This window comes from Streptomyces beigongshangae (assembly GCF_019710745.1).
In the GTDB taxonomy this organism is placed as follows: Bacteria; Actinomycetota; Actinomycetes; order Streptomycetales; family Streptomycetaceae; genus Streptomyces; species Streptomyces beigongshangae.
Map to the genome: position 1 here is coordinate 127,396 of NZ_JAHKJW010000014.1, position 26,110 is coordinate 153,505.

The following is a 26,110-nucleotide window of genomic DNA, read 5'->3' on the forward strand; positions in this document are numbered from 1 at the left end:
GGGCCCGACCGCAGAGGAACCCGGATTCGCCGCCTGTTCACCCGGCTCCGTGCCGACCGGGGTCTGTGGCGCCGTGGGATCGTCCTCGCGGCGTTCGCCCTCGTGCTCGCCCTGGTGATGGCGGGGCACGCGCAGATCCCGAACAGGTTCGGCAACCTCGGCAGCCTCCTGGAGACGTTCCTGCCCTGGCTGGGCCTGCTCGTCCCGGTGCTGCTCGCGCTGGCCCTGTTCCGCAGGTCCGCGACGGCGCTGATCGCCGTCCTGCTGCCCGCGATCGTCTGGACGAGCCTCTTCGGCGGGCTGCTCGTCGACCGGACGGGCGCCGGCGGGGACCTGACCGTCGCCACGCACAACGTCAACGCGGACAACCCGGACCCGTCCGGCACGGCCCGCGACGTGGCGGCCTCCGGCGCGGACGTGGTGGCCCTGGAGGAGCTGACGGCCTCGGCGGTCCCGGTCTACGAGAAGGCCCTCGCCTCGACGTACAGGTACCACTCCGTGCAGGGCACGGTCGGCCTGTGGAGCAAGTACCCGCTGAGCGGGGCCGCCCCCGTCGACATCAAGCTCGGCTGGACCCGCGCGATGCGGGCGACGGTCACCGCGCCCGGGGGGAAGCTCGCGGTGTACGTGGCCCACCTGCCCTCCGTACGGGTGAAGATGAAGGCCGGGTTCACCGCGCGGCAGCGCGACAAGAGCGCCGACGCGCTCGGCGAGGCCATCTCCGGGGAGCGACTGCCGGACGTCGCGCTCCTCGGCGACCTGAACGGCACGATGAACGACCGCGCGCTGAACGCCGTCACCTCCCAGATGCGCTCCACGCAGGGCGCGGCGGGCAGCGGCTTCGGGTTCAGCTGGCCGGCGTCGTTCCCGATGGCCCGGATCGACCAGATCATGGTCAAGGGCGTCGAGCCGGTCACCTCCTGGACCCTTCCGGAGACGGGCAGTGACCACCTCCCGGTCGCCGCCCGTGTGAAGCTGTCGGCAACCGGCTCGTAACCCGGGGGAATACTGGGGCTGCGACACTTTGTTCCGTACTTGAACTTAACCGGTACGGAACACCGCCCACCCCTGTGAAAGGCCCCTCATGCCCCTGGCCCTGCTCGCCCTCGCCGTGGGCGCCTTCGGCATCGGCACCACCGAGTTCGTGATGATGGGACTGCTGCCCGACGTCGCGGACGACCTGGGCGTCTCGATCCCCACCGCGGGCCATCTCGTCTCCGCGTACGCGATCGGTGTCGTCGTCGGCGCCCCGCTGCTCGCCGCGGTGACCGCGCGGATGTCCCGCCGCAAGGTCCTGATCGGGCTGATGGTGCTGTTCGTCGCGGGCAACGCGCTCTCGGCGCTCGCCCCCGGCCACCACTCGCTGCTCGCCGCCCGCTTCCTGAGCGGTCTGCCCCACGGTGCCTTCTTCGGCGTGGGCGCCGTCGTCGCCACCGGCATGGTCGCCGCCGAGCGCAAGGCCCGCGCGGTCTCGCTGATGTTCCTCGGACTGACCGTCGCGAACATCGCCGGCGTCCCCGCCGCGACCCTCATGGGCCAGCAGCTCGGCTGGCGCGCCACCTTCCTCGGCGTCAGCGTGATCGGCCTCGCGGCCATCGTCTCCCTGGTGCTGCTCCTGCCCCGCACCACCGAGCACGACTCCACCGCCACCGGGCTGCGCGGCGAACTGGCCGCGCTGGGGTCGCTCCCCGTCTGGCTGGCCCTCGGCACGACCGTCGCCGGCTTCGGCGCGCTCTTCTCCGCGTACAGCTACATCACGCCGATGCTGACGGACTCCGCCGGGTACGCCGACTCCAGCGTGACCCTGCTGCTCGCGCTGTTCGGCGTCGGCGCGACGGCGGGCAACCTGCTCGGCGGGCGCCTGGCCGACCGTTCGATGCGCGGCACGCTCTTCGGCGGTCTGCTCTCGCTCGTGGCGGTCCTGGCCCTCTTCCCGCTCATGATGGGTACGGCCTGGAGCGCGCCCCTCGCCGTCGTACTGCTCGGCGCGGCGGCGTTCGTCACCAGCTCCCCGCTGCTGCTGATGGTCATGGAGAAGGCGTCCTCGGCCCCGTCCCTGGCCTCCTCCGCCAACCAGGCCGCCTTCAACCTCGCGAACGCGGGCGGCGCCTGGATCGGCGGCCTGGCCCTGGCGGCGGGCTTCGGCGTCACCTCCCCGGCCCTGGCGGGCGCGGCCCTGGCGGTCCTGGGCCTGGCGGTGGCGACCCTGGCCTACACGGTGGACCGCCGCTCCACCCCCGTCCCCGGCCGCATAGTGGCCACCCACACCCCCCACCCGTCCAAGGACATGACCCCGGCCGACGGAAGTACCCGCTAGGCACGCGCCCGCCAGGGGCGCCCCTCAGGGACGCGGGGAACCGCGCGACAAGCCCCCACCGCCCCGCGGCGCAGGAAGGGGCAGCCGGAGGCGCCTCTCAGGGACGCGGGGAACCGCGCGCCCAGCCCTCACCGCCCCGCACCCGAAGAACAAGCCGCTGCCAGCCAACAAGCCGCCGCCAGGCAACAAGCCGCCGCCAGGCAACAAGCCGCCGCCAGGCAACAGGCAACAAGAAGGGGCGCCCGGCAAACACCGGACGCCCCTTCACCCGCAGACCCTCACAACCGCTCGCGCCACTGATTGGTCGTGGGCAGCCGCCGGTCCTTCCCGAACCCCTTCGCAGAGATCTTCGTCCCCGGCGGGTACTGCCGCCGCTTGTACTCCGCCGTGTCGACCATGCGGAGCGTCTTGGTGACGAGCTCCCGGTCGTACCCCGCGGCCACGATCTCCTCGGCCCCGGTGTCCCGGTCGACGTACAGCTCCAGGATCGCGTCCAGCACGGGATAGTCCGGCAGCGAGTCCGTGTCGACCTGCCCGGGCGCCAGCTCGGCACTCGGCGGCTTGGAGATGGAGTTCTCCGGGATCGGCGGCGTCTGCCCCCGCTCGGCCGCGGCCCGGTTGCGCCACTTCGCGAGCCGGAAGACCGACGTCTTGTACACGTCCTTGATCGGCCCGTACGCGCCCACCGAGTCGCCGTACAGCGTCGAGTACCCCACCGCCAGCTCGGACTTGTTGCCCGGCGCCAGCACGATGTGCCCCTCCTGGTTGGAGAGGGCCATCAGCATGGTGCCGCGCAGCCGCGACTGGAGGTTCTCCTCGGCCAGACCGTCGAGGTGCAGCGACCCCATGTACGCGTCGAACATCGGCTCGATGGCCACGGTCCGGTAGTTGAGTCCGGTCCGCCGGGCCAGCTCGGCCGCGTCGCCCTTGGAGTGGTCCGAGGAGTACTTGGACGGCATCGACACGCCGTACACGTTCTGCGCGCCGAGCGCGTCGCAGGCGATCGCGGCGACGAGGGCGGAGTCGATACCGCCCGAGAGCCCGATCAGCACGGAGCGGAAACCGTTCTTCGCCACGTACGCGCGCAGCCCCACCACGAGCGCGGAGTACACCTCCTCGTCGTCGTCGAGCCGCTCGGCGTACCCGCCGGAGAGCTCCGCCTCGTACGCGGGCAGCGGTTCCTCGGAGATGACGACGTGCTCGATGCGCAGACCGTCGTCCACGACGCCGGAGGGCGCCTCGGCGGCGGCGGCCGGCAGGTCGAGGTCGAGGACGACGCACCCCTCGGCGAACTGGGGCGCCCGTGCGACGACCTCGCCGTGCCGGTCGACGACGATCGAGTCGCCGTCGAAGACCAGCTCGTCCTGGCCGCCGATCATGGCCAGGTACGCGGTCGTGCAGCCGGCCTCCTGCGCGCGCTTGCGCACCAGGTCGAGCCGGGTGTCGTCCTTGTCGCGCTCGTACGGCGAGGCGTTGATCGAGAGCAGCAGCCCGGCCCCGGCGGAACGGGCGGCCGGGACGCGGCCGCCGTCCTGCCAGAGGTCCTCGCAGATGGCGAGCGCGACGTCGATGCCGTGCACACGGACGACCGGCAGGGTGTCGCCGGGCATGAAGTAGCGGAACTCGTCGAAGACGCCGTAGTTCGGCAGATGGTGCTTGGCGAAGGTGAGGACCACCCCACCGCGGTGCAGCACCGCCGCCGCGTTGCGCGGGGCACCGGCCGGCTGACCGTACTTCGGCTGGGCCTTCTCGGCGCGGTCCAGGAAGCCGACGACGACCGGCAGCTCGCCGAACCCCTCGTCGGCGAGCCGGGCGGCGAGCGCGTACAGCGCCGAGCGGGACGCTTCCACGAAGGACGACCGCAGGGCCAGGTCCTCGACGGGGTATCCGGTCAGCACCATCTCGGGGAACGTCACGAGGTGCGCCCCCTGCTCGGCGGAGTGCCGGGTCCAGCGGACGATCGCCTCGGCGTTCCCGGAGAGATCGCCGACGGTCGAGTCGATCTGATTCAGAGCGAGGCGTAGTTGAGGCACACGGCCAGTGTAATCGTCAGAGCGACACGATGGACTGGGGGGACGCCCCGCCAGGGCCGCCCCGGCGGGGGCGGCCCGTCAGTGCGACGGCTTCGCGCCGCGCTTCTCCAGCAGGTCCGACATCAGCTTCATCTCGGACTCCTGGGCCTGGACCATGCCCTGTGCGAGCCGCCGCTCCACGCCGACCCGGCAGCGCTCCGCGCACCCCTCGGCCATGTGCACACCGCCCACGTGGTGCGCGTACATGAGCTGCAGATAGCGGACCTCGGCCGCCTTGCCGTCCAGCTTGCGCAGCGACTCCATCTCCGTGTCGGTCGCCATGCCCGGCATCAGCGCGCCGTCCTCGCCGGCCGCCGTACCGGTCATGCCCATCCACTCCATGGGCGCGTCGGCGGACACCTTGGGCAGCTCCCACAGGTCCAGCCAGCCCAGCATCATGCCGCGCTGGTTGGCCTGGGTCTGCGCGATGTCGTACGCGAGGCGGCGCACCTCGTCGTCGTCGGTGCGGTCGCGCACGATGTACGACATCTCGACGGCCTGCTGGTGGTGCACGGCCATGTCCCGGGCGAAGCCCGCGTCCGCCGAGTCCGCCGCGGGCGGCCTCATCCCGGAGTCGTCGCCGTCGGCGACCGCGTACGTGATCGCCCCGGCCGCCACGAGGACGGCCGCGGCGGCCCCGGCGATCCAGCCGGCGGACTTCGTCTTCCTCACGTGGCGTTCCTCACCGGGTGTTCCTCACGAGCGTTCCTCATGGGTGTTCCTCACTGGGACAGGCCGTTGGTGCAGGCGGCGCCCGGCTCGGGGGTCTGCTTGCCCTGGACGTACGTCTCGAAGAACGCCGCCACGGCCGGGTCGTCCGCGGCCGTCACGGTCCGCTGGTGGCCCCACGCGGAGAGCATGATCGGGTCCGTCTGCTCCTCGACGGGACTCATCAGCGAGTACGGGGTCTTCCTGACCTTCTCGGCGAGCGCCTTCACGTCGGCGTCCGACGCCTTGCCGGTGTACGTCACCCAGACCGCGCCGTGCTCCAGCGAGTGCACGGCGTTCTCGTTCTTGATCGCCTTGTCGTAGACGTCGCCGTTGCAGTTCATCCAGACCTGGTTGTGGTCACCGCCCACCGGGGGCACCATCGGGTACTTCACGTCCTTGGCGACGTGGTTCTGCGTGAGCTTCGTGCTCCACTTCTTCACGCCGTCCTTGCCCGTGACGAACTTCCCCGAAGCCGCCTTGGAGTCGCTCGCGGCGCTGTCCCCGTCGGAGTCGGACTGCGAGTTGATCAGGAACGCGCCGCCGGCGACGAGACCGGCGACGACGAGCACGCTGGCGGTGATCGTGAGAATCCGGTTGCGGCGCTCGCGGGACTGCTCGGCGCGCCGCATCTCCTCTATCCGCGCCTTGCGCGACGTGCTGTCTGTCTTCTTCGCGGAACCCATGGGGTGGTCCTTCTGGGGGAAAGGGGCAGTCGAGTGGTCAGCTGATCGTAGTGGGAGAGAAGGGGCCGCAGGCGGGGAGCCCGCAGGATTGGCCGAATGGCCCGAGTCCGGGCAGATAATTTGAACGACGTATACGAATTATCTACGCTGCCCGCATGCGGCTGTTGCGATCGACCGACCTGGCCCTGCGTGTCCTGATGCGCCTCGCGGTGGCCGAGGGGACGAAGCCGACGACCCGCGACGTCGCGGCCGCCATGGAGGTGCCGTACACGCACGCCGCGAAGGTGGTCGCCGAGCTCCGGCACCTGGGGCTCCTCGACGCCCGCCGCGGCCGGGGCGGCGGTCTCGCGCTCACCGAGAAGGGGCGTACGGCGTCGGTCGGCGCGGTCGTGCGGGCCTTCGAGGGCGAGGGGGACGTCGTCGACTGCGAGGGGGCCGCGCCCTGCCCGCTGAGTCCGGGGTGCCGGCTGCGGGCCGCCCTGCGCCGGGCCCAGGAGGCCTTCTACGTCTCCCTGGACCCGCTGACCGTCACGGACATGGTCGCCGCGCCCACGGGGCCGCTGCTGCTGGGCATCACGATGAGGTGACGCTCCGCGGGGCTTTGCCGAAGGGCTGAGGCCCGGCTTTCGGCTGCCGGCCGGTGGGGGCCGGGCACGCAGCTCCCCGCGCCCCCGACGGGGCGCTGCCGGTCGGCGTGGGCGTGACGCGTGAACCGGCCCCGCGCCCCCGACGTGGCGCCACCGGGCCCGTGTCAGTCCCGGGGATCGGCCAGCCAGAGGTCGGGGCCGAACACCTCGTAGTGGATGTCGGCGGGCGCGACGCCCTTCCCGATCAGCTGGCCGCGCACCGCCCGCATGAAGGGCGGCGGGCCGCACAGGTACGCGCGTGTGCCCGGCGCCACCGCCACCGACGCGAGGTCGACCAGCCCCGTGCGGTCGGCCGGGTGGCCCGGCTCCGGCCGCTCGTACCAGAAGTGCGCCGTCGCGTCCCCGAGTCTGGCCGCGTACGCCGCGTGCTCCTCGCGCAGGGCGTGCTCGGCGGGGGAGCGGTCCGCGTGCACCACGGTCACCGGGGCGCGGTGCCCGCCCGCCACGAGCTGCTCCAGCATGGCGATCATCGGCGTCACGCCGATGCCGGCGGAGGCGAGGAGCACCGGGGTCCCGGCGTCGGTGTCGAGCACGAGATCGCCGTACGGGGCGGACAGTTCGAGCGTGCTGCCCACCCTCGCGTGCGCGTGGAGGTGGTTCGAGACCTCCCCGTCGGGTGCTCCGTCACCGTGCACGCGCTTCACGCCGATCCGGCGCAGGGCGGAGCCGGGTGCGCCGACGAGGCTGTACTGGCGCGACTGGCGGGCGCCGTCCGGCAGTTCGACGCGTACGGAGACGTACTGGCCGGGCCTGAACCCGGGCGCGGGGGCGCCGTCGGCCGGGCGGAGGAGGAAGGTCGCCACGTCCGCCGTCTCCTCGACGCGCTCGACGACCTCCCAGGTGCGCCGGCCGCCGGAGCCCTCCGCCTCGCTCGCCGCGTACAGCCGCTTCTCGATGGCGATCAGCGCGTTCGCCATCAGCCAGTACACCTCCGTCCAGGCGGCGGCCACCCGCGGGGTGATCGCCTCCCCGAGCACGTCGGCGACGGCGGCGAAGAGGTACCGGTGGACGACCGGGTACTGCTCGGGGGCTATGCCCAGGGAGGCGTGCTTGTGGGCGATGCGGTCCAGCATCGCGTCGGGCCGTACGTCGGGCCGCTCGACGAGCTGGGCGGCGAAGGCGGCGAAGGCGCCCGCCAGGGCCTGGCGCTGGGTGCCGGAGGACTGGTTGCCGCGGTTGAAGAGATCGCGCAGCAGCTCGGGGCGGGCCGCGAACAGGCCCGCGTAGAAGCGGTCGCTGATCTCCCCCAGGGCCCCGCCGACGGCGGGAAGGGTGGCGCGGACGACGGCGGCGGACTGCTCGGACAGCATCGCGGCTCCTCAGGCTCGACTGCCCGCACCGTATGAAAACTTGCATCTGAAATGCAAGTTATAGGGCGTGCGGGAAACGAGGACGGCGGGATGTCGTCGGCCGGTCGTCGCGTGTGCGGCGCCCGGCGGGCAGGATGGAGCCCGGCGGGCAGGACGGAGGTACGGGCAGGCCACCTGCCGTACGTGAGGCGTTCGGGCGCAGGTCGGCCGGCCGATCCGGACGCGCAACGCGCATGAAATGCTGTTGTGGTGGGATGCTCAGGTGCCCGACCGCGTTCCTGGGACGGGAGCAGGCGGCCTGACCGGCAAGGATTGGGTGGAAGCGGAAGATGGACAAGCAGCAGGAGTTCGTGCTCCGTACGTTGGAGGAGCGCGACATCCGGTTCGTACGCCTGTGGTTCACGGACGTGCTGGGCTTCCTCAAGTCCGTGGCCGTGGCCCCGGCCGAGCTGGAACAGGCATTCGACGAGGGCATCGGCTTCGACGGCTCGGCCATCGAGGGCTTCGCCCGGGTCTACGAGTCCGACATGATCGCCAAGCCGGACCCCTCGACCTTCCAGGTCCTGCCGTGGCGCGCGGAGGCCCCCGGTACCGCCCGGATGTTCTGCGACATCCTGATGCCGGACGGCTCGCCGTCCTTCGCGGACCCGCGGTACGTGCTGAAGCGGGCGCTGGCCAAGGCGTCCGACCAGGGCTTCACCTTCTACACGCACCCGGAGATCGAGTTCTTCCTGCTGAAGGACAAGCCGACGGACGGCTCGCGTCCGACCCCGGCGGACTACTCCGGCTACTTCGACCACACCCCGCAGAACGTCGGCATGGACTTCCGCCGCCAGGCGATCACCATGCTGGAGTCGATGGGCATCTCGGTCGAGTTCTCGCACCACGAGGGCGCGCCCGGCCAGCAGGAGATCGACCTGCGGTACGCGGACGCGCTCTCCACGGCCGACAACATCATGACGTTCCGTCTGATCATGAAGCAGGTCGCGCTGGAGCAGGGCGTCCAGGCGACGTTCATGCCGAAGCCGTTCAGCGAGCACCCGGGCTCGGGCATGCACACGCACCTGTCCCTCTTCGAGGGCGACCGCAACGCGTTCTACGAGTCGGGCGCCGAGTACCAGCTCTCCAAGGTCGGCCGTTCCTTCATCGCGGGCCTGCTGAAGCACTCGGCGGAGATCGCCGCGATCACCAACCAGTGGGTCAACTCCTACAAGCGCATCTGGGGCGGCTCCGAGCGCACCGCGGGAGCCGGCGGCGAGGCCCCCTCGTACATCTGCTGGGGCCACAACAACCGCTCGGCGCTGGTCCGCGTCCCGATGTACAAGCCCGGCAAGACGGGCTCGGCGCGGGTGGAGGTCCGCTCGCTCGACTCGGGCACGAACCCCTACCTGTCGTACGCGGTCCTGCTGGCGGCCGGCCTCAAGGGCATCGAGGAGGGCTACGAGCTGCCGCCGGGCGCGGACGACGACGTCTGGGCCCTGCGCGACGCGGAGCGCCGCGCGCTGGGCATCGAGCCGCTGCCCCAGAACCTGGGCGAGTCCCTGACCCTGATGGAGCGCAGCGAACTGGTCGCCGAGACGCTCGGCGAGCACGTCTTCGAATTCTTCCTGCGCAACAAGAAGTCGGAGTGGGAGGAGTACCGCTCCGAGGTGACCGCCTTCGAGCTGCGGAAGAACCTGCCGGTGCTGTAGGGGCGCGGCGGGGTCTCCGCCGGACGACACGTGGGGCCGACGGCCATCGGCCGTCGGCCCTGTCGTATCTCCTTACCTCCTGGGCCCGCCTTCCGGGCTTCTTGAGGTCAGCAGGAGCCGTCGTGCCACGTCACCGCGGTGACGTTCACGGGCAGGTAGAAGATGCTCCCTGACTTCTTGGGGGCGCACAGGGTGTACGTCGACTTCGACCCGTCCGGCCAGACGTAGTAGTACGTCAGGTCCGCGTCGCGGGACGTGCGGTTGTAGTAGGTGAGCGCCGGGGTGTCGCCGGACCACTCCTGGTCGGTGGCCACCGAGGGGGTCTCCACGGGAGCCGGCTCGGGGTGGGCCCAGTGGGCCCAGACGCAGACCTTGTCCTGGGGGCAGTTGCCGGGGGGCCATGCCTCGTCGGACGCCGCGCCGCCGGCGGCTGCGGCACCGGGTGCGGAGATCGTCGCACCTACGAAGGCGACGGAGGCGAGTCCAAGGGCGAGGGGGCGTAAACGCATGGTTTTTCCCATCTTGGCGCAGGCGAGTGAAGCGGGACGGGAATTTACCAAGCAGATGTTGAAGGGTCAAGTAACTACTTTTGACCTACTGTCTCATTCTCTTGATGTGGCACCCTTTTGATTCTGGGTGAATGAAATGGCCACACGGCAGTCCAGTGCCAGGGCGATCCGTTCCAGTACGGCCAGGGTGGGCAGGTCGCGGCCGGACTCGATGCGCGAGATCGCCGCCTGTCCCGTGCCCGCCAGTTCGGCCAGACAAGCCTGTGACAGGCCGCGCCGCAGGCGCCAGGAGCGCACCAGGTCGGCCGTGTCCGTCACTGGCCGGTCCTGGTGCCGTACAGGGGGAGGTGGTCCGTGTCGATCTTCCAGTCGCCCACTGTGACGGTCTCCCCGGACCGGTAATGCTGCCGGTTGTCGTAGGCGGGCGTGCCGGTGCGTGTTGTCGGTGACCAGTGGTGCACGGCCGTTCCGTCGCGTGGATCGACGATCAGATAGTGCGGGACGCCCATGGCCGGATAGTCCCGCAGTTTGCCCTCGTAGTCATTGTCCGGATTCGACCGGGACACCACTTCGATCACCAGGTGGGAGCGGTGGGGCAGGTCGCCGGCCGCCCCGGTGCCGTCCGCGTCCGTGACTCCGAGGCGCGGCGCGGGCCCCGGCCCGCCGTGTCCCCGCGCGCATGGGCCGGCTTCCCGGCGTACGCAACCGGTCGTCGATGTCGGGCGTCCTACAGGCGTGATACGGGTGTGGGAACGTTGTGCGCGGGCATGTTGACACACGCGGGTACGCCGGGGGCGGTGGTACGGGGGAAGGTAGTGTGGTTGAGGCTTGAACGGCCCGTCGCGGGAACCGCGGTGGCGGCCGGAACAGGCGGACCGCTCGTCCGGGCCGCCTGCACACGACCTCTGAAAGTGAAGCCGATGAACGTGTCCACCGGCGGCGGGCGGCTGTGGGGCCGGGCCACCACAGTGACCCTTGTCCTTGCGATCGCCTTCACCGCCGCTCCCAGTCACGCGGCCCCGGGCGACCCCGACCCGCGGGGCGGGCGGTCGATCGAGGAGGTCCACGCCGAGCTGGAGGGCCTCTACCGCAAGGCGGAGGTGGCCACCGAGGCGTACAACGCCGCGAACGAGAAGGCGAAGGAGCAGGAGAAGCGGCTCACCACCCTCCGCAAGGGCCTCGCCCGCGCCGAGAAGCGGGTGGACGAGCTGCAGGACCTGTCGGGCGCGGCCGCCCGGACCCAGTACCGCGGGGGCGATCTCGCCGCCACGGGCATCCAGTTGCTGCTCGGCGACCACCCCGACCAGGCGCTGAACGAGGCGTCCCAGGCCCGCCAGGCCCTGCGCAGCCTCACCAACGTGGCCGAGCGCCAGAAGACCGCCCGCGCGGACCTGGGCCGGCGGACCGAGGACGCCGAGAAGGAACTGCGGAAGCTGGAGAGCAGCCGCGCGGACAAGGCCGGGGCGAAGAAGAAGATCGAGGGGAGGATCTCCGAGGCGGAGGAGATCGAGGAGGGGCTGAAGAAGGAAGAGGCCCGCAGGCTCGCCCGGTTGGAGCGGGAGAAGGCGGAGGAGGCCGAGGCCCGGTGGGCGGACATCGGCGCGGACGCCGGCGGTACGGGCGGTGGCGGTACGGGCGGTGGCGCGGGCGGCGGTACGAACAGCGGTGCGGGCAGCGGCAGTACGGGTGGCGGCTCCAACCCGGCCGGCTCCGGTTCGGCGGGATCCGGCCCGTCCGGGGGCGGTTCCGGCGGCGGGACGCCGGTCAGTGGAGCGGCCGCGAAGGCGGTCGGCTTCGCGATGGCCCAGATCGGCAAGCCGTACGTGTGGGGCGCCGTCGGCCCCTCCTCGTACGACTGCTCGGGACTCACCTCCACGGCCTGGGCGGCGGCCGGGCGCCCCATACCCCGTACCTCGCAGGCGCAGTGGCAGGGACTGACCCGTGTCAGCCTGTCGTCCGCGAGGCCCGGGGACCTGATCATCTACCACAGGGACGCCACGCACGTGGGCATGTACATCGGCGGCGGGCAGATGGTCCACGCCCCGCGCCCCGGACGCACGGTCACGACCGCGCCGGCCGCCTCCATGTACATCCTCGGCGTCGTCCGGCCCGGAGCCTGAGCCGATGTCCCACTCGCTGACACCCCGTGACGAGCACCGCAACCTCCCCGCGCTCAACGCCCAGCCGCTGATCCGCCTCGACGCCTACGTGGCCGAGGACGGGTCGACGGTGGTCAACGGCCATGTGCTGGAGATGGGCGGCGGACGGCCGCCCAACGAGGCGATCCTCGACGCCGTCGCCATGTTCGCCCGCACCCTGGGGGCCCCGGTGGCGGCCACCGTCATCGACCGCACCGTGATGCAGGTGGCACGCCTGCGGGTGTACCCCGACGGCTCCAGCCGGACCATCGCCGACGAGGACGACCTGCCGCCCGGGCCCGAGCGCACCGCCGCGGAGGAGGAGGCGTTCCCTCCGCTCGCCCGCGTGGAGCGCATCATCCAGCACGCCAGGCGCGAGGAGCTGCACGCCGCGTTCGTCCTGGCCGGCGCGTTGCGGGAACACCTCACGCTGCGCAGGGGGGCGGAGGACGAACTCTCCCTGGAGGCACGGGCGATCGAGGCGTACCTCGCCTATCTGCGCGGCGACCACACGCTCTCCATCACCCTCGCGCTCACCGTGGCGCGCATCCGCTGCCGCACCGACCTGAACCGGGCGGCCCCCGACGTGGCCCGCGCCACCGCGGCGTGGCAGCGGCTGGCGGACGAGGAGCAGGTGCTCACCCGGGGGCAGGAGCTGCTGCACATGTGGGAACGGCTGTCCGCGCAGGGCCTGCTCCTCGAACCGTCCCACCAGACCATGGCGCAGACCGTCCGCAGCCGGCTCGCCCAGGGCCGGCGGTCCGTACCGGCCCCGGCGCGGACCTCGGCACGGGCCCTGACCGCGGCCCCCGCCGCGGCTGCCGGCCCGGCCTCCGGTCACGGGTCGCTCGCCCCCGAGGACAAGCCCCTCAAGCCCACGCGGCGGGGACTGCGGCGCTTCACCCGGTGGCCCGGCCGGCCCGCCGGGTCACCGCCCCCACCGTCCTGAGCGGCCCGCCCCCCGGCCACCACGCGGCCCGGTGACCGCGGCTACGGCTGCTCCGCCTGCTCCGCCAGCAGCCGGTGCAGCGGCTTCGCGGCCCGCTCGCGGTACTCCTGGACGGCCCAGCCGTTGCCGTCCGGGTCGGTGAAGTGCATGAACGTGCCGCCGTCCTGCGGGGCGTACTGGACGGGCCCGCTGATCTCCAGGCCCCGCGCGGTCAGCTCCTCGTACGCCGCCTTGGCGTCCGCGACGACCAGTTGCATGCCGTGGTACGTGCCCGGCCGCGGTGTCCCCGTCGGGCTGGGTATGCCCTGGGCGAGCGCGATCGAGCAGCCGGAGCCCGGCGGCGTGAGCTGGACCACCCGCGCGCCCGGCATCACCTCCGTGTCGAGGTCGACGTGGAAGCCCACCTTGTCCCGGTAGAAGACCTTCGCCCGGTCGATGTCCGCGACCGGCAGCGTGATCACTTCAAGGGCCATGTCCATGGAACGACTCCTTCGTCGTGTGCGATGCGTGCGATCCGTGCGATGAGATGCGCGATCCGGTGGCTTCCCCCACCGAAGCCGAAAACGGGGCCCGGCGCCACCATGACGGCGAAACCCCGCCTCCGCGTCCAGACGCTTCCGCCGTCCTCTCCGGTTAGGCTCGGAGCCGTACGACCTTGATCGACCGCATGGGATGACGGAGGCCTGGGATGACGGTGCCGGGGCGCAGGAGCAGTACCTTCTCGCGGCTGCTGCGGCACGGTTTCACCGATCCGTCGGCCGCCGAGCGGCTGCTGGACGGGCCGGAGCTGGCGGCCGTGACGAACGACCCGGTGCTGCTGGACGCGCTCGCCGCCACCGCCGACCCGGACCTGGCGCTCCTCGGGCTCGTCCGGATCGTGGAGGCGCAGGAGGACGACGCGGGGCGGCGCGAGCTGCTCGACACGCTCATCGCGGCGAAGCCGCTGCGCGACCGGCTGCTCGGGGTGCTCGGCGCGTCCGCCGCGCTCGGCGACCACCTGGCCCGCCACCCGCACGACTGGCGGGCCCTCGTGACGTACGAGCCGCAGGACCTGCACCCGGGCGTGGCCGAGTTCGAGCGCGGGCTCGCCGAGGCGTCCGACCCCGTGTCGCTGCGGGTCGCCTACCGGCGCTGCCTGCTGTCCATCGCGGCCCGTGACGTGTGCGGGACCACCGACGTCACCCAGGTCGCCGCGGAGCTCGCCGACCTGGCGACCGCCACGCTGCGGGCCGCGCTCGCCCTCGCCCGGGCCGCCGCGCCCGAGGACGCCGCGATGTGCCGGCTCGCGGTGATCGCGATGGGCAAGTGCGGCGGCCACGAGCTGAACTACGTGTCCGACGTCGACGTCATCTTCGTCGGGGAGGCGGTGGAGGGGGCGAACGGGGCCGACGAGGACAAGGCGCTGCGGGCCGCCACCCGGCTCGCCGCCCACCTGATGCGGATCTGCTCGGAGAGCACCGTCGAGGGGTCCATCTGGCCCGTCGACGCGAACCTGCGGCCCGAGGGACGCAACGGGCCGCTCGTGCGGACGCTCAGCAGCCACCTCGCCTACTACCGGCGCTGGGCCAAGACCTGGGAGTTCCAGGCCCTGCTGAAGGCGCGGCCGGTCGCGGGGGACGTCGCGCTGGGACAGGAGTACGTCGCCACGCTGTCCCCGCTCGTCTGGCAGGTCGTCGAGCGGGAGAACTTCGTCACCGACGTGCAGAAGATGCGGCGCCGCGTCGTCGAGAACATCCCGCCCGCCGAGATCGAGCGGGAGCTGAAGCTCGGGCCCGGCGGGCTGCGGGACGTCGAGTTCGCCGTCCAGATGCTCCAGTTGGTGCACGGCCGCGTCGACACGTCGCTGCGCAGCGGGACGACGCTGGACGCCCTGGAGGCACTGGCCGCGGGCGGGTACGTGGGACGCGCCGACGCCGCGCAGTTCGACGCGGCCTACCGGTTCCTGCGGTCCATGGAGCACCGCATACAGCTCTTCCGGCTGCGGCGCACGCACCTGGTGCCCGAGGACGACACCGATCTGCGCCGCCTGGGGCGCTCGCTCGGGCTGCGCACCGACCCCGTCAGCACGCTGAACCGCGAGTGGAAGCGGCACGCCGGGGTGGTGCGGCGGCTGCACGAGAAGCTCTTCTACCGGCCGCTGCTCGACGCGGTCGCCCAACTGGCGCCCGGAGAGGTCCGGCTGAGCCCGGTCGCGGCGCGGGAGCGGCTGGTGGCCCTCGGCTACGCGGACCCCGCCGCCGCGCTGCGCCACCTGGAGGCGCTGGCCTCCGGCGTCTCCCGCAAGGCCGCCATCCAGCGGACCCTGCTGCCCGTCCTGCTGGGCTGGTTCGCCGACTCCGCCGACCCCGACGCCGGACTGCTCAACTTCCGCAAGGTCTCGGACGCGCTCGGCAAGACGCCCTGGTACCTGCGGCTGCTGCGGGACGAGGGGGCCGCCGCCGAGAACCTCGCCCGGGTCCTGTCCGCCGGACGGCTCGCCCCCGACCTGCTGATGCGGGCGCCGGAGGCCGTGGCCCTGCTCGGGAACGGGCACAGCGGAGGGCTGCGCCCCCGCGCCCGGGCCCACCTGGAGCAGGAGATCCTCTCCGCGGTGGGACGGGCCGGCACGGGCGAGGCCGCGGTGACCGCCGCCCGCGGCGTACGGCGCCGGGAACTGTTCCGTACGGCCGCCATCGACATCGTCGGCTCGTACGGCACCGAGGAGACGCCGGCCAACGCCGACCAGGGCGCGCTGGTGGACCTCGTCGGCGGCGCCATCTCGGACCTGACCGCGGCGACCCTCTCCGGCACCCTGCGGGCCGTCGTCCGGGACGGCTGGGGCGAGACGCTGCCCACACGCTTCGCGATCATCGGCATGGGGCGCTTCGGCGGCCACGAGCTGGGCTACGGGTCCGACGCGGACGTGCTCTTCGTGCACCAGCCCCGGGCCGGGGTGGCCGAGGAGGAGGCGGCCCGCACCGCGGGCGCCGTCGTCTCCGAGATGCGCAGGCTGCTGCAGATCCCCAGCGCCGACCCGCCGCTGCTGATCGACGCCGACCTGCGGCCCGAGGGCAAGTCCGGACCGCTCGTACGGACGCTGAAGTCGTACGAGGCCTACTACCGGCGCTGGTCGCTCGGCTGGGAGTCGCAGGCGCTGCTGCGGGCCGAGTTCGTCGCCGGGGACCCGGAGCTGGGCCGGCTGTTCCTCGGGATAGCCGATCCGATGCGGTACCCCGAGGACGGGCTCGGGGAGGACGCCGTACGGGAGATCCGGCGCCTGAAGGCGCGGATGGAGGCCGAGCGGATGCCCCGCGGGGCCGACCCCACGCTGCACGCCAAGCTGGGCCGGGGCGGACTGTCCGACGTGGAGTGGACCGTGCAGCTGCTCCAGCTGCGGCACGGGGCGCGGGAGCCGGGGCTGCGGACCACCCGTACCCGGGAGGCGCTGGCGGCGGCGTGCGAGGCGGGGCTGATGTCGCAGGAGGACGCCTCGACGCTGGACGAGGCGTGGGTGCTGGCGAGCCGGGTGCGCAACGCGGTGATGCTGGTGCGGGGGCGGGCGGGCGACACGTTCCCGTCCGACGGGCGTGAGCTGGCGGCGGTGGGCCGCTACCTGGGGTACGGGCCCGGGCACGTGGGGGACATGCTGGACGACTACCGGCGGACCACACGGCGGGCCCGGGCGGTGGTGGACGAGCTGTTCTACGCCGGGTGACGCCCCCAGGGCTTCCGCCCCGGGGGGATCACCTCTCGGAAGAGACTCGGCCGCGGGTCCGGTGGGGGCCGGTCGCGCCCACGCGGCGGAGCCGCACACGGACAGGGCCCCGCGCCCCGGAAAGGGCTGGGCCCGGTCAGGTCCTGGCCGGAGGTGGCTCGGGCGGGACCAGGCGGGGGAGGTGGTGCGGGAGTCTGCCGTACCAGAGCCGGGCCACCCCGTAGCCGAAGGCCAGGCAGGCCATCCCGCCCACCGCGTCCAGCCAGAAGTGGTTGGCCGTGGCGACGATGACCACCAGTGTCGCGGTGGGGTAGAGCAGGCCCAGGACCCGCACCCACGGGACCGAGGCCAGCGCGAAGACCGTGACGCCGCACCACAGCGACCAGCCGATGTGCATGGACGGCATCGCCGCGTACTGGTTCGACATGTTCTTCAGGTCGCCGGAGGCCATGGACCCCCACGTCTGGTGGACCAGGACCGTGTCGATGAAGTCGTTGCCGTTCATCAGGCGCGGCGGGGCCAGCGGATACAGGTAGTAACCGACCAGGGCCACGCCCGTGGTGGCGAAGACGACCGTGCGCGTCGCCGCGTACCGTCCCGGATGGCTGCGGTAGAGCCACACGAGGACGCCGATGGTCACCACGAAGTGCAGGGTCGCGTAGTAGTAGTTCATGCCGACGATCAGCCACGTCACCGAGTTCACGGCGTGGTTGACGGATTCCTCCACGGCGACGCCGAGGCTCCGCTCCACCTCCCAGATCCAGTCGGCGTTCTCCAGCGCCTGGGCCCGCTGCTCGGGAACGGCGTTGCGGATCAGCGAGTACGTCCAGTAACTCACCGCGATGAGCAGGATCTCGAACCAGAGCCGGGGGCGCCGGGGCGCGCGCATGCGCCGCAGGAGACGGTGTCCCCTGCGGTCGTGCGCCGCCTCGTCCGCGACGGGCTGTGGAGGGGCCTGCTCCCGGCCTTCCAGTGTCGTCACGGTGCTTTCACCCATAAGGACAGAGTCTGCCAGACGAGTCTTTCCCACCGATCATCCCTCGGGTGGGTCCCGGCCGCACGTTCTCCACCTGGGGTAGGGGGTCCACTACTTCCTGCGTATGAGCTACGCGCGAGTCCTGTCCCCGGGGGCCGACGCCGTCGAGCCCCGCACCACCAGTTCCGGCATGAACACGAACTCGCTGTGGGGCGCCGGGGTCCCGCCGATCTCCTCCAGCAGCGTGCGCACCGCGGCCTGGCCCATGGCGGGGACCGGCTTGCGGACCGTGGTGAGGGGCGGGTCCGTGAAGGCGATGAGCGGGGAGTCGTCGAACCCGACGACGGAGATGTCGTCCGGGACCTCCAGACCGCGCTGGCGGGCCGTCCGTATGGCGCCCAGCGCCATCATGTCGCTCGCGCAGACGATCGCCGTGCAGTCCCGGTCGATGAGTGCGGCCGTGGCCGCCTGGCCACCCTCCAGCGTGTACAGCGAATGCTGGACCAGGCGCTGTTCGATGTCGTCCGTGGCCAGCCCCAGCAGGTCCTGCATGGTGCGGACGAAGCCCTCGATCTTGCGCTGCACCGGAACGAACCGCTTGGGGCCGAGGGCGAGACCGATCCGGGTGTGGCCGAGCGAGACGAGGTGGGTGACCGCGAGCGCCATCGCCGCCCGGTCGTCCGGCGAGATGAAGGGAGCCTGCACTTTTGGCGAGAAACCGTCGATGAGGACGAACGGCACGCCCTGGCCGCGCAGCTGCTCGTACCGCTGCATGTCCGCGGAGGTGTCCGCGTGCAGTCCGGAGACGAAGATGATGCCGGCGACCCCCCGGTCGACCAGCATCTCGGTCAGCTCGTCCTCGGTGGAGCCGCCCGGGGTCTGGGTGGCGAGGACCGGTGTGTAGCCCTGCCGCGTCAGCGCCTGGCCTATGACCTGGGCCAGGGCCGGGAATATCGGGTTCTCCAGCTCCGGGGTTATCAGTCCGACGAGCCCTTCGCTGCGCTGGCGCAGACGGACCGGCCGCTCGTAGCCGAGCACGTCGAGGGCGGCCAGAACGGACTGGCGCGTGGTGGCGGCGACGCCCGGCTTCCCGTTCAGGACGCGGCTGACGGTCGCCTCGCTCACCCCCGCCTGCGCTGCGATGTCGGCAAGCCGTGTGGTCACGGGATTGGACTGTACCGGCCGGGAATCGCGTTGCCCACCGAACGACCGCCGTGCGCGGGCACTCGGACGGCCCGTTCCGGGCTGCTGCGTCATCGCGTTCCCTCGTGATTCTGGTCGTCGTGGTGGCCGGCACGGCGGTGGCCGTCCGCCGTGTGCGCCCGTGCGGACGGTGTGCCCTGCAAGACGCCGACGGGCCGATGATCCCCGGCACGGACGGGTATGGCAAGAGCTTGCAGAGTCTTGCACGGCGGCCCCGCACCCGGTGAACGCCCCTGTGGCAAGGGATCGGAGCGCTCCGGAAGAGATTGCGGCGGGGTAACCGCCCATCTCTCTTGCACTTTTTTGCTGCAAGGTCTTTCGCGCCGCTTGCATCGCTGTTACGTTCACGTCGCCCGACGGCGGCAACGGTGCGGTCGGCGCACAGGCGGGGACGGCGGACGGGGCCGTTCCCTCCGGCACACGGGCTTTCACCCTCAAGGAGAACTCATGCGGCGTGGCATAGCGGCCACCGCACTGGTGGCGTCCCTCGCCCTCGCGGCGACGGCCTGCGGCGGAGACGGCGACGACAGTGGCGAGGCGGACGGCCCGACCACCCTCACCTGGTGGGACACGTCCAACGCCACCAACGAGGCGCCGACCTACAAGGCCCTCGTGAAGGAATTCGAGAAGGCCAACCCGGACATCAGGGTCAAGTACGTCAACGTGCCCTTCGACCAGGCGCAGAACAAGTTCGACACCGCCGCCGGTGCCAAGGGCGCCCCGGACGTCCTGCGTTCCGAGGTCGGCTGGACCCCCGCCTTCGCCAAGAAGGGCTTCTTCCTGCCGCTCGACGGCACGGAGGCCCTCGCGGAGCAGGACGAGTTCCAGCCCAGCCTGATCGAGCAGGCCACGTACGAGGGCAAGACGTACGGGGTGCCGCTGGTCACCGACACCCTCGCGCTGGTCTACAACAAGCAGCTCTTCGAGAAGGCCGGCATCGACGGGGCGCCCACCACCTGGGCCGACCTCAAGACGGACGCCGCCACCATCAAGGACAAGACGGGCGTCGACGGCTACTGGGGCTCCACCCAGGCCTACTACGCGCAGCCGTTCCTGTACGGCGAGGGCACCGACACCGTCGACGCCGAGGGCAAGAAGATCACGGTCAGGTCGCCCGCGGCGGTCAAGGGCTACCGGACCTGGCAGGGCCTGTTCGACGGCAAGGGCCTGCACAAGGCCGACACCACCGCCGACGCCTACGCCCACATCCAGGACGCGTTCGTCAACGGCAAGGTCGCCTCGATCATCCAGGGCCCGTGGGAGATCACCAACTTCTACAAGGGTTCGGCCTTCAAGGACAGGAACAACCTCGGCATCGCCACCGTCCCGGCCGGCGGCGGCGGCAAGGCGGGCGCCCCGACCGGCGGCCACAACCTCTCCGTGTACGCGGGTTCGGACAAGGCCCGCCAGGAGGCCTCGCTGAAGTTCCTGAAATTCATGACCTCGGCGAAGTCCCAGGAGACGGTCGCCCTCAAGAACTCCACGCTGCCGACCCGCGACGACGCCTACACCACCGAGGTCAAGTCGGACCCGGGCATCGCCGGCTACCAGGGCGTGCTCGCCGCCGCCCAGCCGCGCCCGGCGCTGCCCGAGTACAGCTCCCTGTGGGGTCCGCTCGACGACGAACTGCCGAAGATCGCCGGCGGCAAGGTGTCGCTCGACAAGGGCCTGGGCAACGCGGAGACCGCGATCGCCAAGCTGGTCCCGGACTTCGGCAAGTGAGCGCGGCGGCCGCCGGACCCGTCCCGCCGCGGACGGGCCCGGCGGCCACCGGCCCCGCTCCCGACCGGTCCGCCTCCCGACCGGTCCGCCTCCGACCGGCCCCGCGACCGTCCAGAACGTGCGCCCCACCCCTGATTTTCCAGAAGGTGTCGAACCATGACAGTCGTCATCGACCGCGCGACCGGCAAGCGCCGCGGTGACCGGGCGCCGCGCCCCGGTCCGCTCCAGCGCCTGAAGCACGCGTACCAGAAGTACTGGTACGCGTACGCGATGACCGCCCCGGTGGTCGTCGTGCTCGGCGTGCTGGTGCTCTATCCGCTGGTGCGCGGCGTCTACCTGACGTTCACCGACGCCACCAGCCTCAACTCGGCGCGCACGATCGGCGCCAACCACATCGACGCCACCTACGAGTTCATCGGCCTGGACAACTACGCCGACATCCTCTGGGGTCCCACCGCGTACGACCGCTTCTGGTCGCACTTCATCTGGACGATCGTGTGGACGGCGCTGTGCGTCCTGCTCCACTACGCCATCGGGCTCGGGCTCGCGCTGCTGCTCAACCAGAAGCTGCGGGGCCGCACCCTCTACCGGCTGATACTCGTCCTGCCCTGGGCCGTGCCGACCTTCGTCACCGTCTTCGGCTGGCGCTTCATGCTCGCCGACGCCGGCGTCATCAACTCCGTGCTGGACGCGGTGCACCTGCCGTCGCCGCTGTGGCTGGAGGACACCTTCTGGCAGCGGTTCGCCGCGATCATGGTCAACACCTGGTGCGGTGTGCCGTTCATGATGGTCTCGCTGCTCGGCGGACTCCAGTCCATCGACGGCGTCCTGTACGAGGCGGCCGAGATGGACGGCGCCAGTGCCTGGCAGCGCTTCCGGCACGTGGCCCTGCCGGGCCTCAGGTCCGTCAGCTCCACCGTCGTGCTGCTCGGCATCATCTGGACGTTCAACCAGTTCGCGATCATCTTCCTGCTGTTCGGCAACACCGCGCCGGACGCGCAGATCCTCGTCACCTGGGCCTACCAGCTGGGCTTCGGCCAGCAGCCGCGCGACTACGCGCAGTCCGCCGCGTACGGAGTCCTGCTGCTGTCCATCCTGATCGTCTTCACCTCCGTCTACCGCCGCTGGCTGGCCCGCGACGAGCAGCAGCTCGCGAGCTGAGGCAGGAGTCCCCATGAGCACCACGACCGTCACGAACCCCGCCCCGGCCGACGGGGCCCCCGCGGGCACCACCCGGACGCGCAGGCCCCGGCGGCGCGGCGAGAACAGCCTCGCCGTGACCCTGACCTCGCACGGCGTCCTCACCGTCGCGAGCCTGATCGCGCTCTTCCCGATCGCCTGGCTGGTCTACCTGTCGCTCGGCCCGGACAAGGACGACTACCTGCACCCCGAGGACATCCTCGGGAAGATGACGCTCGACAACTACACGTTCGTGCTCCAGCACACGCCGTTCTTCGACTGGCTGAAGAGCACGCTCGTCGTGTCGCTCGGGACGACCGCCATCGGCGTCCTGGTCGCCGCCACCACCGGCTACGCGGTCTCGCGCATGCGCTTCCCCGGCTACCGTAAGTTCATGTGGGTGCTGCTGGTGACCCAGATGTTCCCGGTCGCCGTCCTTATGGTCCCGATGTACGAGATCCTCGGCGAACTCCAGCTCATCGACAACTACTTCGGCCTGATCCTCGTCTACTGCTCGACCGCCGTGCCGTACTGCGCGTGGCTGCTCAAGGGGTACTTCGACACCATCCCCTTCGAGATCGACGAGGCGGGACGCGTCGACGGGCTCTCGCCCTTCGGCACGTTCTTCCGGCTGATCCTGCCGCTCGCCAAGCCGGGGCTGGCCGTCGCCGCCTTCTACAGCTTCATCACCGCGTTCGGCGAGGTCGCGTTCGCCTCGACGTTCATGCTGTCCGACACGAAGTACACGTTCGCGGTCGGTCTGCAGAGCTTCGTGAGCGAGCACGACGCGCAGCGCAACCTGATGGCCGCCACGGCCGTACTGGTGGCCATTCCGGTGTCGGCGTTCTTCTACCTCGTGCAGAAGAACCTGGTCACCGGGCTGACCGCGGGTGGCACCAAGGGCTAGCCGTACGCGGCGGGCTGCGGGAGCGATGGCCGTCCGCGGCCGCGTCGTGGCCGGTCGCGCCCACGCGGCGGCAGCCGCACATCGAAACAGCCCCGCGCCCCCTCGGGGCGCTACCTCCGTCACGTATCAAGGAAGCCATGAGCCAGCAGCACTCCGCCGACCCGGCACCGAACTCCGCCGTCGCCACCGTCGCCGACCGCCGCGACTGGTGGCGTGACGCGGTGATCTACCAGGTCTATCCGCGAAGCTTCGCCGACAGCAACGGCGACGGGATGGGCGACCTGGCGGGCGTACGTTCCCGACTCCCGTACCTGCGCGACCTCGGCGTGGACGCCGTGTGGCTCAGCCCCTTCTACGCCTCGCCGCAGGCCGACGCCGGCTACGACGTGGCGGACTACCGGGCCGTGGACCCCATGTTCGGGAACCTGCTCGACGCGGACGCGCTGATCCGCGAGGCCCACGGACTCGGCCTCAGGATCATCGTCGACCTCGTCCCCAACCACTCCTCCGACCAGCACGAGTGGTTCAAGCGGGCCCTCGCCGAGGGGCCGGGCTCCCCGCTGCGGGAGCGCTACCACTTCCGCCCCGGCAAGGGGGCGGACGGCGAACTGCCGCCCAACGACTGGGAGTCCGTCTTCGGCGGTCCCGCCTGGACCCGGGTCACCGAGCCGGACGGCACCCCGGGGGAGTGGTACCTCCACCTCTTCGCGCCCGAACAGCCCGACTTCGACTGGAACCACCCGGCCGTCGGCGACGAGTTCCGCTCGGTCCTGCGGTTCTGGCTCGACATGGGCGTGGACGGCTTCCGGATCGACGTGGCACACGGCCTGGTGAAGGCGGAAGGACTGCCGGACCTGGGATCCCACGAGCAGCTGAAGCTCCTGGGCAACGATGCCACGCCGTTCTTCGACCAGGACGGTGTGCACGAGATCTACCGCGAGTGGCGGACCGTGCTGGACGAGTACTCCGGCGACCGCATCTTCGTGGCGGAGGCGTGGACGCCGACCGTCGAGCGCACCGCCGACTACGTGCGCCCCGACGAGCTGCACCAGGCGTTCAACTTCCAGTACCTGAGCACCCACTGGGACGCCGAGGACCTGCACGCCTGCATCGACCGCACCCTCGACGCGATGCGTCCCGTGGGTGCCCCCGCCACCTGGGTGCTCTCCAACCACGACGTGACCCGGCACGCCACCCGGTTCGCCAACCCGGCGGGCCTGGGCACCCAGCTCCGCGTGGCCGGGGACCGCGAACTGGGCCTGCGCCGGGCGCGCGCGGCGACCCTGCTGATGCTCGCGCTGCCCGGGTCCGCCTACCTGTACCAGGGCGAGGAGCTGGGTCTGCCGGACGTCGTCGACCTGCCGGACGAGGTGCGCCAGGACCCCGCGTACTTCCGCGGCGCCGGGCAGGACGGGTTCCGCGACGGCTGCCGCGTGCCGATCCCGTGGAGCCGTACGGGCTCGTCGTACGGCTTCGGCAGCGGGGGCAGCTGGCTCCCGCAGCCGCCCGGGTGGGGCGGGCTGAGCGTCGAGGCGCAGACCGGAGTGGCCGGCTCCACGCTGGAGCTGTACCGGTCCGCGCTCGCCGTGCGCGGTGAACGGGCCGACCTCGGCGCGGGCGACCGCGTCGAGTGGCTGAGGGCGCCCGAGGGCGTCCTCGCCTTCCGCCGCGGGGCGTTCACGTGCACCACCAACACCCGCGGCGAGACGGTGACCGTCCCCGCGCACGGGAGGGTGCTGCTCGCGAGCGCCGAGGTGGCCGTGACGGACGGCGGCGAGGTGCTGCTGCCCGCCGACGCCACCGTGTGGTGGACCACGGACTGACCGTCCCTGTAAGAACTTTCAGGAATTTTCAGAAGCCCGTCTTCCCCTTTGGGAGGCGGGCTTCTACGATCTGCGGCACGCACGGCTGTTGAATTTTGCAGCAAGAAACTTCAACAGCAAGAACCTTCAACGGAGAAGGGACCCCCACATGGCCAAGAGAGCTCTCTCCTGTGCGCTCGCCCTGGCGGCCGCCGCCCTCGTCGTCCCCGCGGGTGCCGCCGGCCCCGCCCACGCCGCCCCACCCGGCACCAAGGACGTCACCGCCGTCCTCTTCGAATGGAACTTCGCCTCCGTGGCCAAGGAGTGCACCAGCCGGCTGGGCCCGGCCGGGTACGGGTACGTCCAGGTCTCACCGCCCGCCGAGCACATACAGGGCTCGCAGTGGTGGACCTCGTACCAGCCCGTCAGCTACAAGATCGCGGGCCGCCTCGGCGACCGCGCGGCCTTCCGGAACATGGTGAACACGTGTCACGCGGCCGGTGTGAAGGTCGTCGCCGACGCCGTGGTCAACCACATGTCGGCAGGCAACGGTACCGGTACGGGCGGCTCGTCCTACACCAAGTACACCTACCCCGGCCTGTACTCCGCGCCCGACTTCGACAACTGCACCTCCCAGATCAGCAACTACCAGGACCGCGGCAACGTCCAGAACTGCGAACTCGTCGGACTCGCCGACCTGGACACCGGCGAGGAGTACGTCCGCTCGGCCGTCGCCAGGTACCTGAACGACCTGCTCTCCCTCGGCGTCGACGGCTTCCGGATCGACGCGGCCAAGCACATGCCGGCCGCCGACCTCGCCAACATCAAGGGCCGGCTGAGCAACCCGTCGGTCTACTGGAAGCAGGAGGCCATCCACGGCGCCGGCGAGGCCGTCCAGCCGAGCGAGTACACGGGCACCGGCGACGTCCAGGAGTTCCGGTACGCCTTCGACCTCAAGCGGGTCTTCAACAACGAGAACCTCGCCTACCTGAAGAACTTCGGCGAGGGCTGGGGCTACATGGGCAGCGGCGTCTCGGGCGTCTTCGTCGACAACCACGACACCGAGCGCAACGGCTCCACGCTCAGCTACAAGGACGGCGCCACCTACACCCTGGCCAACGTCTTCATGCTGGCGTACCCGTACGGTGCGCCCGACGTCAACTCCGGCTACGAGTTCTCCTCCACCGACGCCGGTCCGCCCAGCGGCGGCGCCGTCGGCGCCTGCTGGCAGAACGGCTGGAAGTGCCAGCACGCCTGGCCGGAGATCCAGTCGATGGTCGCCTTCCGCAACGCCGTGCGGGGGCAGTCCCTCACCAACTGGTGGGACAACGGGGGCGACGCGATCGCCTTCGGCCGGGGCGGCAAGGGCTTCGTGGCCATCAACCACGAGTCGTCCCCGCTGACCCGCACCTACCAGACCTCGCTGGCGGCGGGCACGTACTGCAACGTGCAGGCGGGCACGACCGTGACGGTGAACGGCTCGGGGCAGCTCACGGCGACGCTCGGCGCGAACACCGCGCTCGCGGTGTACGCGGGCAAGTCCGGCTGCTGATCCGGCCGCGGGTCGGTGGGGGCTGATCGCGCCCCGCGGCGGAGCCGC

The 26,110-nt window shown here is 71.5% G+C and carries 22 protein-coding genes; 12 read left to right on the forward strand and 10 right to left on the reverse strand.

The genetic code is table 11. The annotated features are described in order from the left end of the window. Positions 1–33: 33 nt before the first annotated feature. Both KM933_RS13730 and KM933_RS13735 read left to right on the forward strand, forming a co-directional pair. Positions 34–996, forward strand: coding sequence for an endonuclease/exonuclease/phosphatase family protein (locus tag KM933_RS13730; protein WP_430727310.1), 963 nt, complete (start codon positions 34–36; stop codon positions 994–996). Between the two features lie 88 nt (positions 997–1,084). Beyond that, positions 1,085–2,317, forward strand: a complete 1,233-nt coding sequence (locus tag KM933_RS13735; RefSeq protein WP_221351787.1) for an MFS transporter — start codon at positions 1,085–1,087, stop codon at positions 2,315–2,317. A 278-nt stretch (positions 2,318–2,595) separates the two neighbouring features. Here KM933_RS13735 and KM933_RS13740 read toward each other — a convergent pair whose 3' ends face one another. The 3 genes from KM933_RS13740 to KM933_RS13750 all read right to left on the reverse strand — a co-directional run bounded on the left by KM933_RS13740 (position 2,596) and on the right by KM933_RS13750 (position 5,783). Continuing rightward, entirely contained in the window at positions 2,596–4,350 is a 1,755-nt protein-coding gene (locus KM933_RS13740; protein WP_221351789.1) for an NAD+ synthase, read from the reverse strand. Positions 4,351–4,428: 78 nt separating this feature from the next. Continuing rightward, entirely contained in the window at positions 4,429–5,061 is a 633-nt protein-coding gene (locus KM933_RS13745) for a DUF305 domain-containing protein (protein ID WP_308013375.1), read from the reverse strand. 50 nt (positions 5,062–5,111) lie between these two features. After that, positions 5,112–5,783, reverse strand: coding sequence for a thioredoxin-like domain-containing protein (locus KM933_RS13750; protein ID WP_221351792.1), 672 nt, complete (start codon positions 5,781–5,783; stop codon positions 5,112–5,114). A gap of 155 nt (positions 5,784–5,938) precedes the next feature. Between KM933_RS13750 and KM933_RS13755 the strand changes: the two genes are divergently transcribed. Beyond that, a complete protein-coding gene (locus tag KM933_RS13755) occupies positions 5,939–6,370 on the forward strand; it encodes an RrF2 family transcriptional regulator (protein WP_221351794.1) in 432 nt (143 codons plus the stop codon). A 164-nt stretch (positions 6,371–6,534) separates the two neighbouring features. Here KM933_RS13755 and KM933_RS13760 read toward each other — a convergent pair whose 3' ends face one another. Further along, on the reverse strand, positions 6,535–7,740 hold the full coding sequence (locus KM933_RS13760; RefSeq protein ID WP_221351796.1) for a globin domain-containing protein: 1,206 nt from the start codon (positions 7,738–7,740) through the stop codon (positions 6,535–6,537). A 329-nt stretch (positions 7,741–8,069) separates the two neighbouring features. On the opposite strand from KM933_RS13760, the gene KM933_RS13765 reads away from it, so the two are divergent. Continuing rightward, the gene (locus KM933_RS13765) at positions 8,070–9,431 is read left to right on the forward strand and encodes a glutamine synthetase family protein (RefSeq protein WP_221351797.1); all 1,362 of its coding nucleotides are present in this window, start codon (positions 8,070–8,072) and stop codon (positions 9,429–9,431) included. 107 nt (positions 9,432–9,538) lie between these two features. On the opposite strand, the gene KM933_RS13770 is transcribed toward KM933_RS13765, so the two are convergent. The 3 genes from KM933_RS13770 to KM933_RS13780 all read right to left on the reverse strand — a co-directional run bounded on the left by KM933_RS13770 (position 9,539) and on the right by KM933_RS13780 (position 10,518). Further along, the gene (locus tag KM933_RS13770) at positions 9,539–9,940 is read right to left on the reverse strand and encodes a hypothetical protein (RefSeq protein ID WP_221351799.1); all 402 of its coding nucleotides are present in this window, start codon (positions 9,938–9,940) and stop codon (positions 9,539–9,541) included. Between the two features lie 93 nt (positions 9,941–10,033). Then, the gene (locus KM933_RS13775; protein WP_221351801.1) at positions 10,034–10,258 is read right to left on the reverse strand and encodes a helix-turn-helix domain-containing protein; all 225 of its coding nucleotides are present in this window, start codon (positions 10,256–10,258) and stop codon (positions 10,034–10,036) included. Further along, positions 10,255–10,518, reverse strand: a complete 264-nt coding sequence (locus KM933_RS13780) for a Uma2 family endonuclease (protein ID WP_308013376.1) — start codon at positions 10,516–10,518, stop codon at positions 10,255–10,257. Before KM933_RS13780 ends, KM933_RS13775 begins: the two co-directional genes overlap by 4 nt. A 342-nt stretch (positions 10,519–10,860) precedes the next feature. Here KM933_RS13780 and KM933_RS13785 point away from each other — a divergent pair, with 342 nt between their 5' ends. Beyond that, complete coding sequence (locus tag KM933_RS13785) at positions 10,861–12,060, forward strand: C40 family peptidase (protein ID WP_260333491.1); 1,200 nt, start codon at positions 10,861–10,863, stop codon at positions 12,058–12,060. A gap of 4 nt (positions 12,061–12,064) precedes the next feature. Next, the gene (locus tag KM933_RS13790) at positions 12,065–13,027 is read left to right on the forward strand and encodes a hypothetical protein (protein WP_221351805.1); all 963 of its coding nucleotides are present in this window, start codon (positions 12,065–12,067) and stop codon (positions 13,025–13,027) included. Positions 13,028–13,068: 41 nt separating this feature from the next. On the opposite strand, the gene KM933_RS13795 is transcribed toward KM933_RS13790, so the two are convergent. After that, positions 13,069–13,506, reverse strand: coding sequence for a VOC family protein (locus tag KM933_RS13795; RefSeq protein WP_221351807.1), 438 nt, complete (start codon positions 13,504–13,506; stop codon positions 13,069–13,071). A gap of 209 nt (positions 13,507–13,715) precedes the next feature. Here KM933_RS13795 and KM933_RS13800 point away from each other — a divergent pair, with 209 nt between their 5' ends. Further along, complete coding sequence (locus KM933_RS13800) at positions 13,716–16,721, forward strand: bifunctional [glutamine synthetase] adenylyltransferase/[glutamine synthetase]-adenylyl-L-tyrosine phosphorylase (RefSeq protein ID WP_221351809.1); 3,006 nt, start codon at positions 13,716–13,718, stop codon at positions 16,719–16,721. 136 nt (positions 16,722–16,857) lie between these two features. Here the strand turns inward: KM933_RS13800 and KM933_RS13805 are convergent, their stop codons facing one another. Next, positions 16,858–17,718, reverse strand: a complete 861-nt coding sequence (locus KM933_RS13805; RefSeq protein ID WP_221351810.1) for a phosphatase PAP2 family protein — start codon at positions 17,716–17,718, stop codon at positions 16,858–16,860. Positions 17,719–17,826: 108 nt separating this feature from the next. Continuing rightward, positions 17,827–18,861 (reverse strand): LacI family DNA-binding transcriptional regulator, encoded by a 1,035-nt coding sequence (locus KM933_RS13810; protein WP_308013377.1) that lies wholly within the window; start codon positions 18,859–18,861, stop codon positions 17,827–17,829. A 486-nt stretch (positions 18,862–19,347) separates the two neighbouring features. Here KM933_RS13810 and KM933_RS13815 point away from each other — a divergent pair, with 486 nt between their 5' ends. The 5 genes from KM933_RS13815 (at position 19,348) to KM933_RS13835 (ending at position 26,062) form a co-directional block, all read left to right on the forward strand. Then, the gene (locus tag KM933_RS13815) at positions 19,348–20,622 is read left to right on the forward strand and encodes an extracellular solute-binding protein (protein WP_221351814.1); all 1,275 of its coding nucleotides are present in this window, start codon (positions 19,348–19,350) and stop codon (positions 20,620–20,622) included. 156 nt (positions 20,623–20,778) lie between these two features. Further along, the gene (locus KM933_RS13820; protein ID WP_221351816.1) at positions 20,779–21,783 is read left to right on the forward strand and encodes a carbohydrate ABC transporter permease; all 1,005 of its coding nucleotides are present in this window, start codon (positions 20,779–20,781) and stop codon (positions 21,781–21,783) included. 13 nt (positions 21,784–21,796) lie between these two features. Further along, positions 21,797–22,708 carry a sugar ABC transporter permease gene (locus KM933_RS13825; protein WP_221351818.1) on the forward strand — a complete coding sequence of 304 codons (912 nt, stop codon included), beginning with the start codon at positions 21,797–21,799 and terminating at the stop codon, positions 22,706–22,708. A gap of 137 nt (positions 22,709–22,845) precedes the next feature. Continuing rightward, on the forward strand, positions 22,846–24,531 hold the full coding sequence (locus KM933_RS13830) for a glycoside hydrolase family 13 protein (protein ID WP_221351820.1): 1,686 nt from the start codon (positions 22,846–22,848) through the stop codon (positions 24,529–24,531). A 148-nt stretch (positions 24,532–24,679) separates the two neighbouring features. Further along, positions 24,680–26,062 carry an alpha-amylase gene (locus KM933_RS13835; RefSeq protein ID WP_221351822.1) on the forward strand — a complete coding sequence of 461 codons (1,383 nt, stop codon included), beginning with the start codon at positions 24,680–24,682 and terminating at the stop codon, positions 26,060–26,062. Positions 26,063–26,110 lie beyond the last annotated feature (48 nt).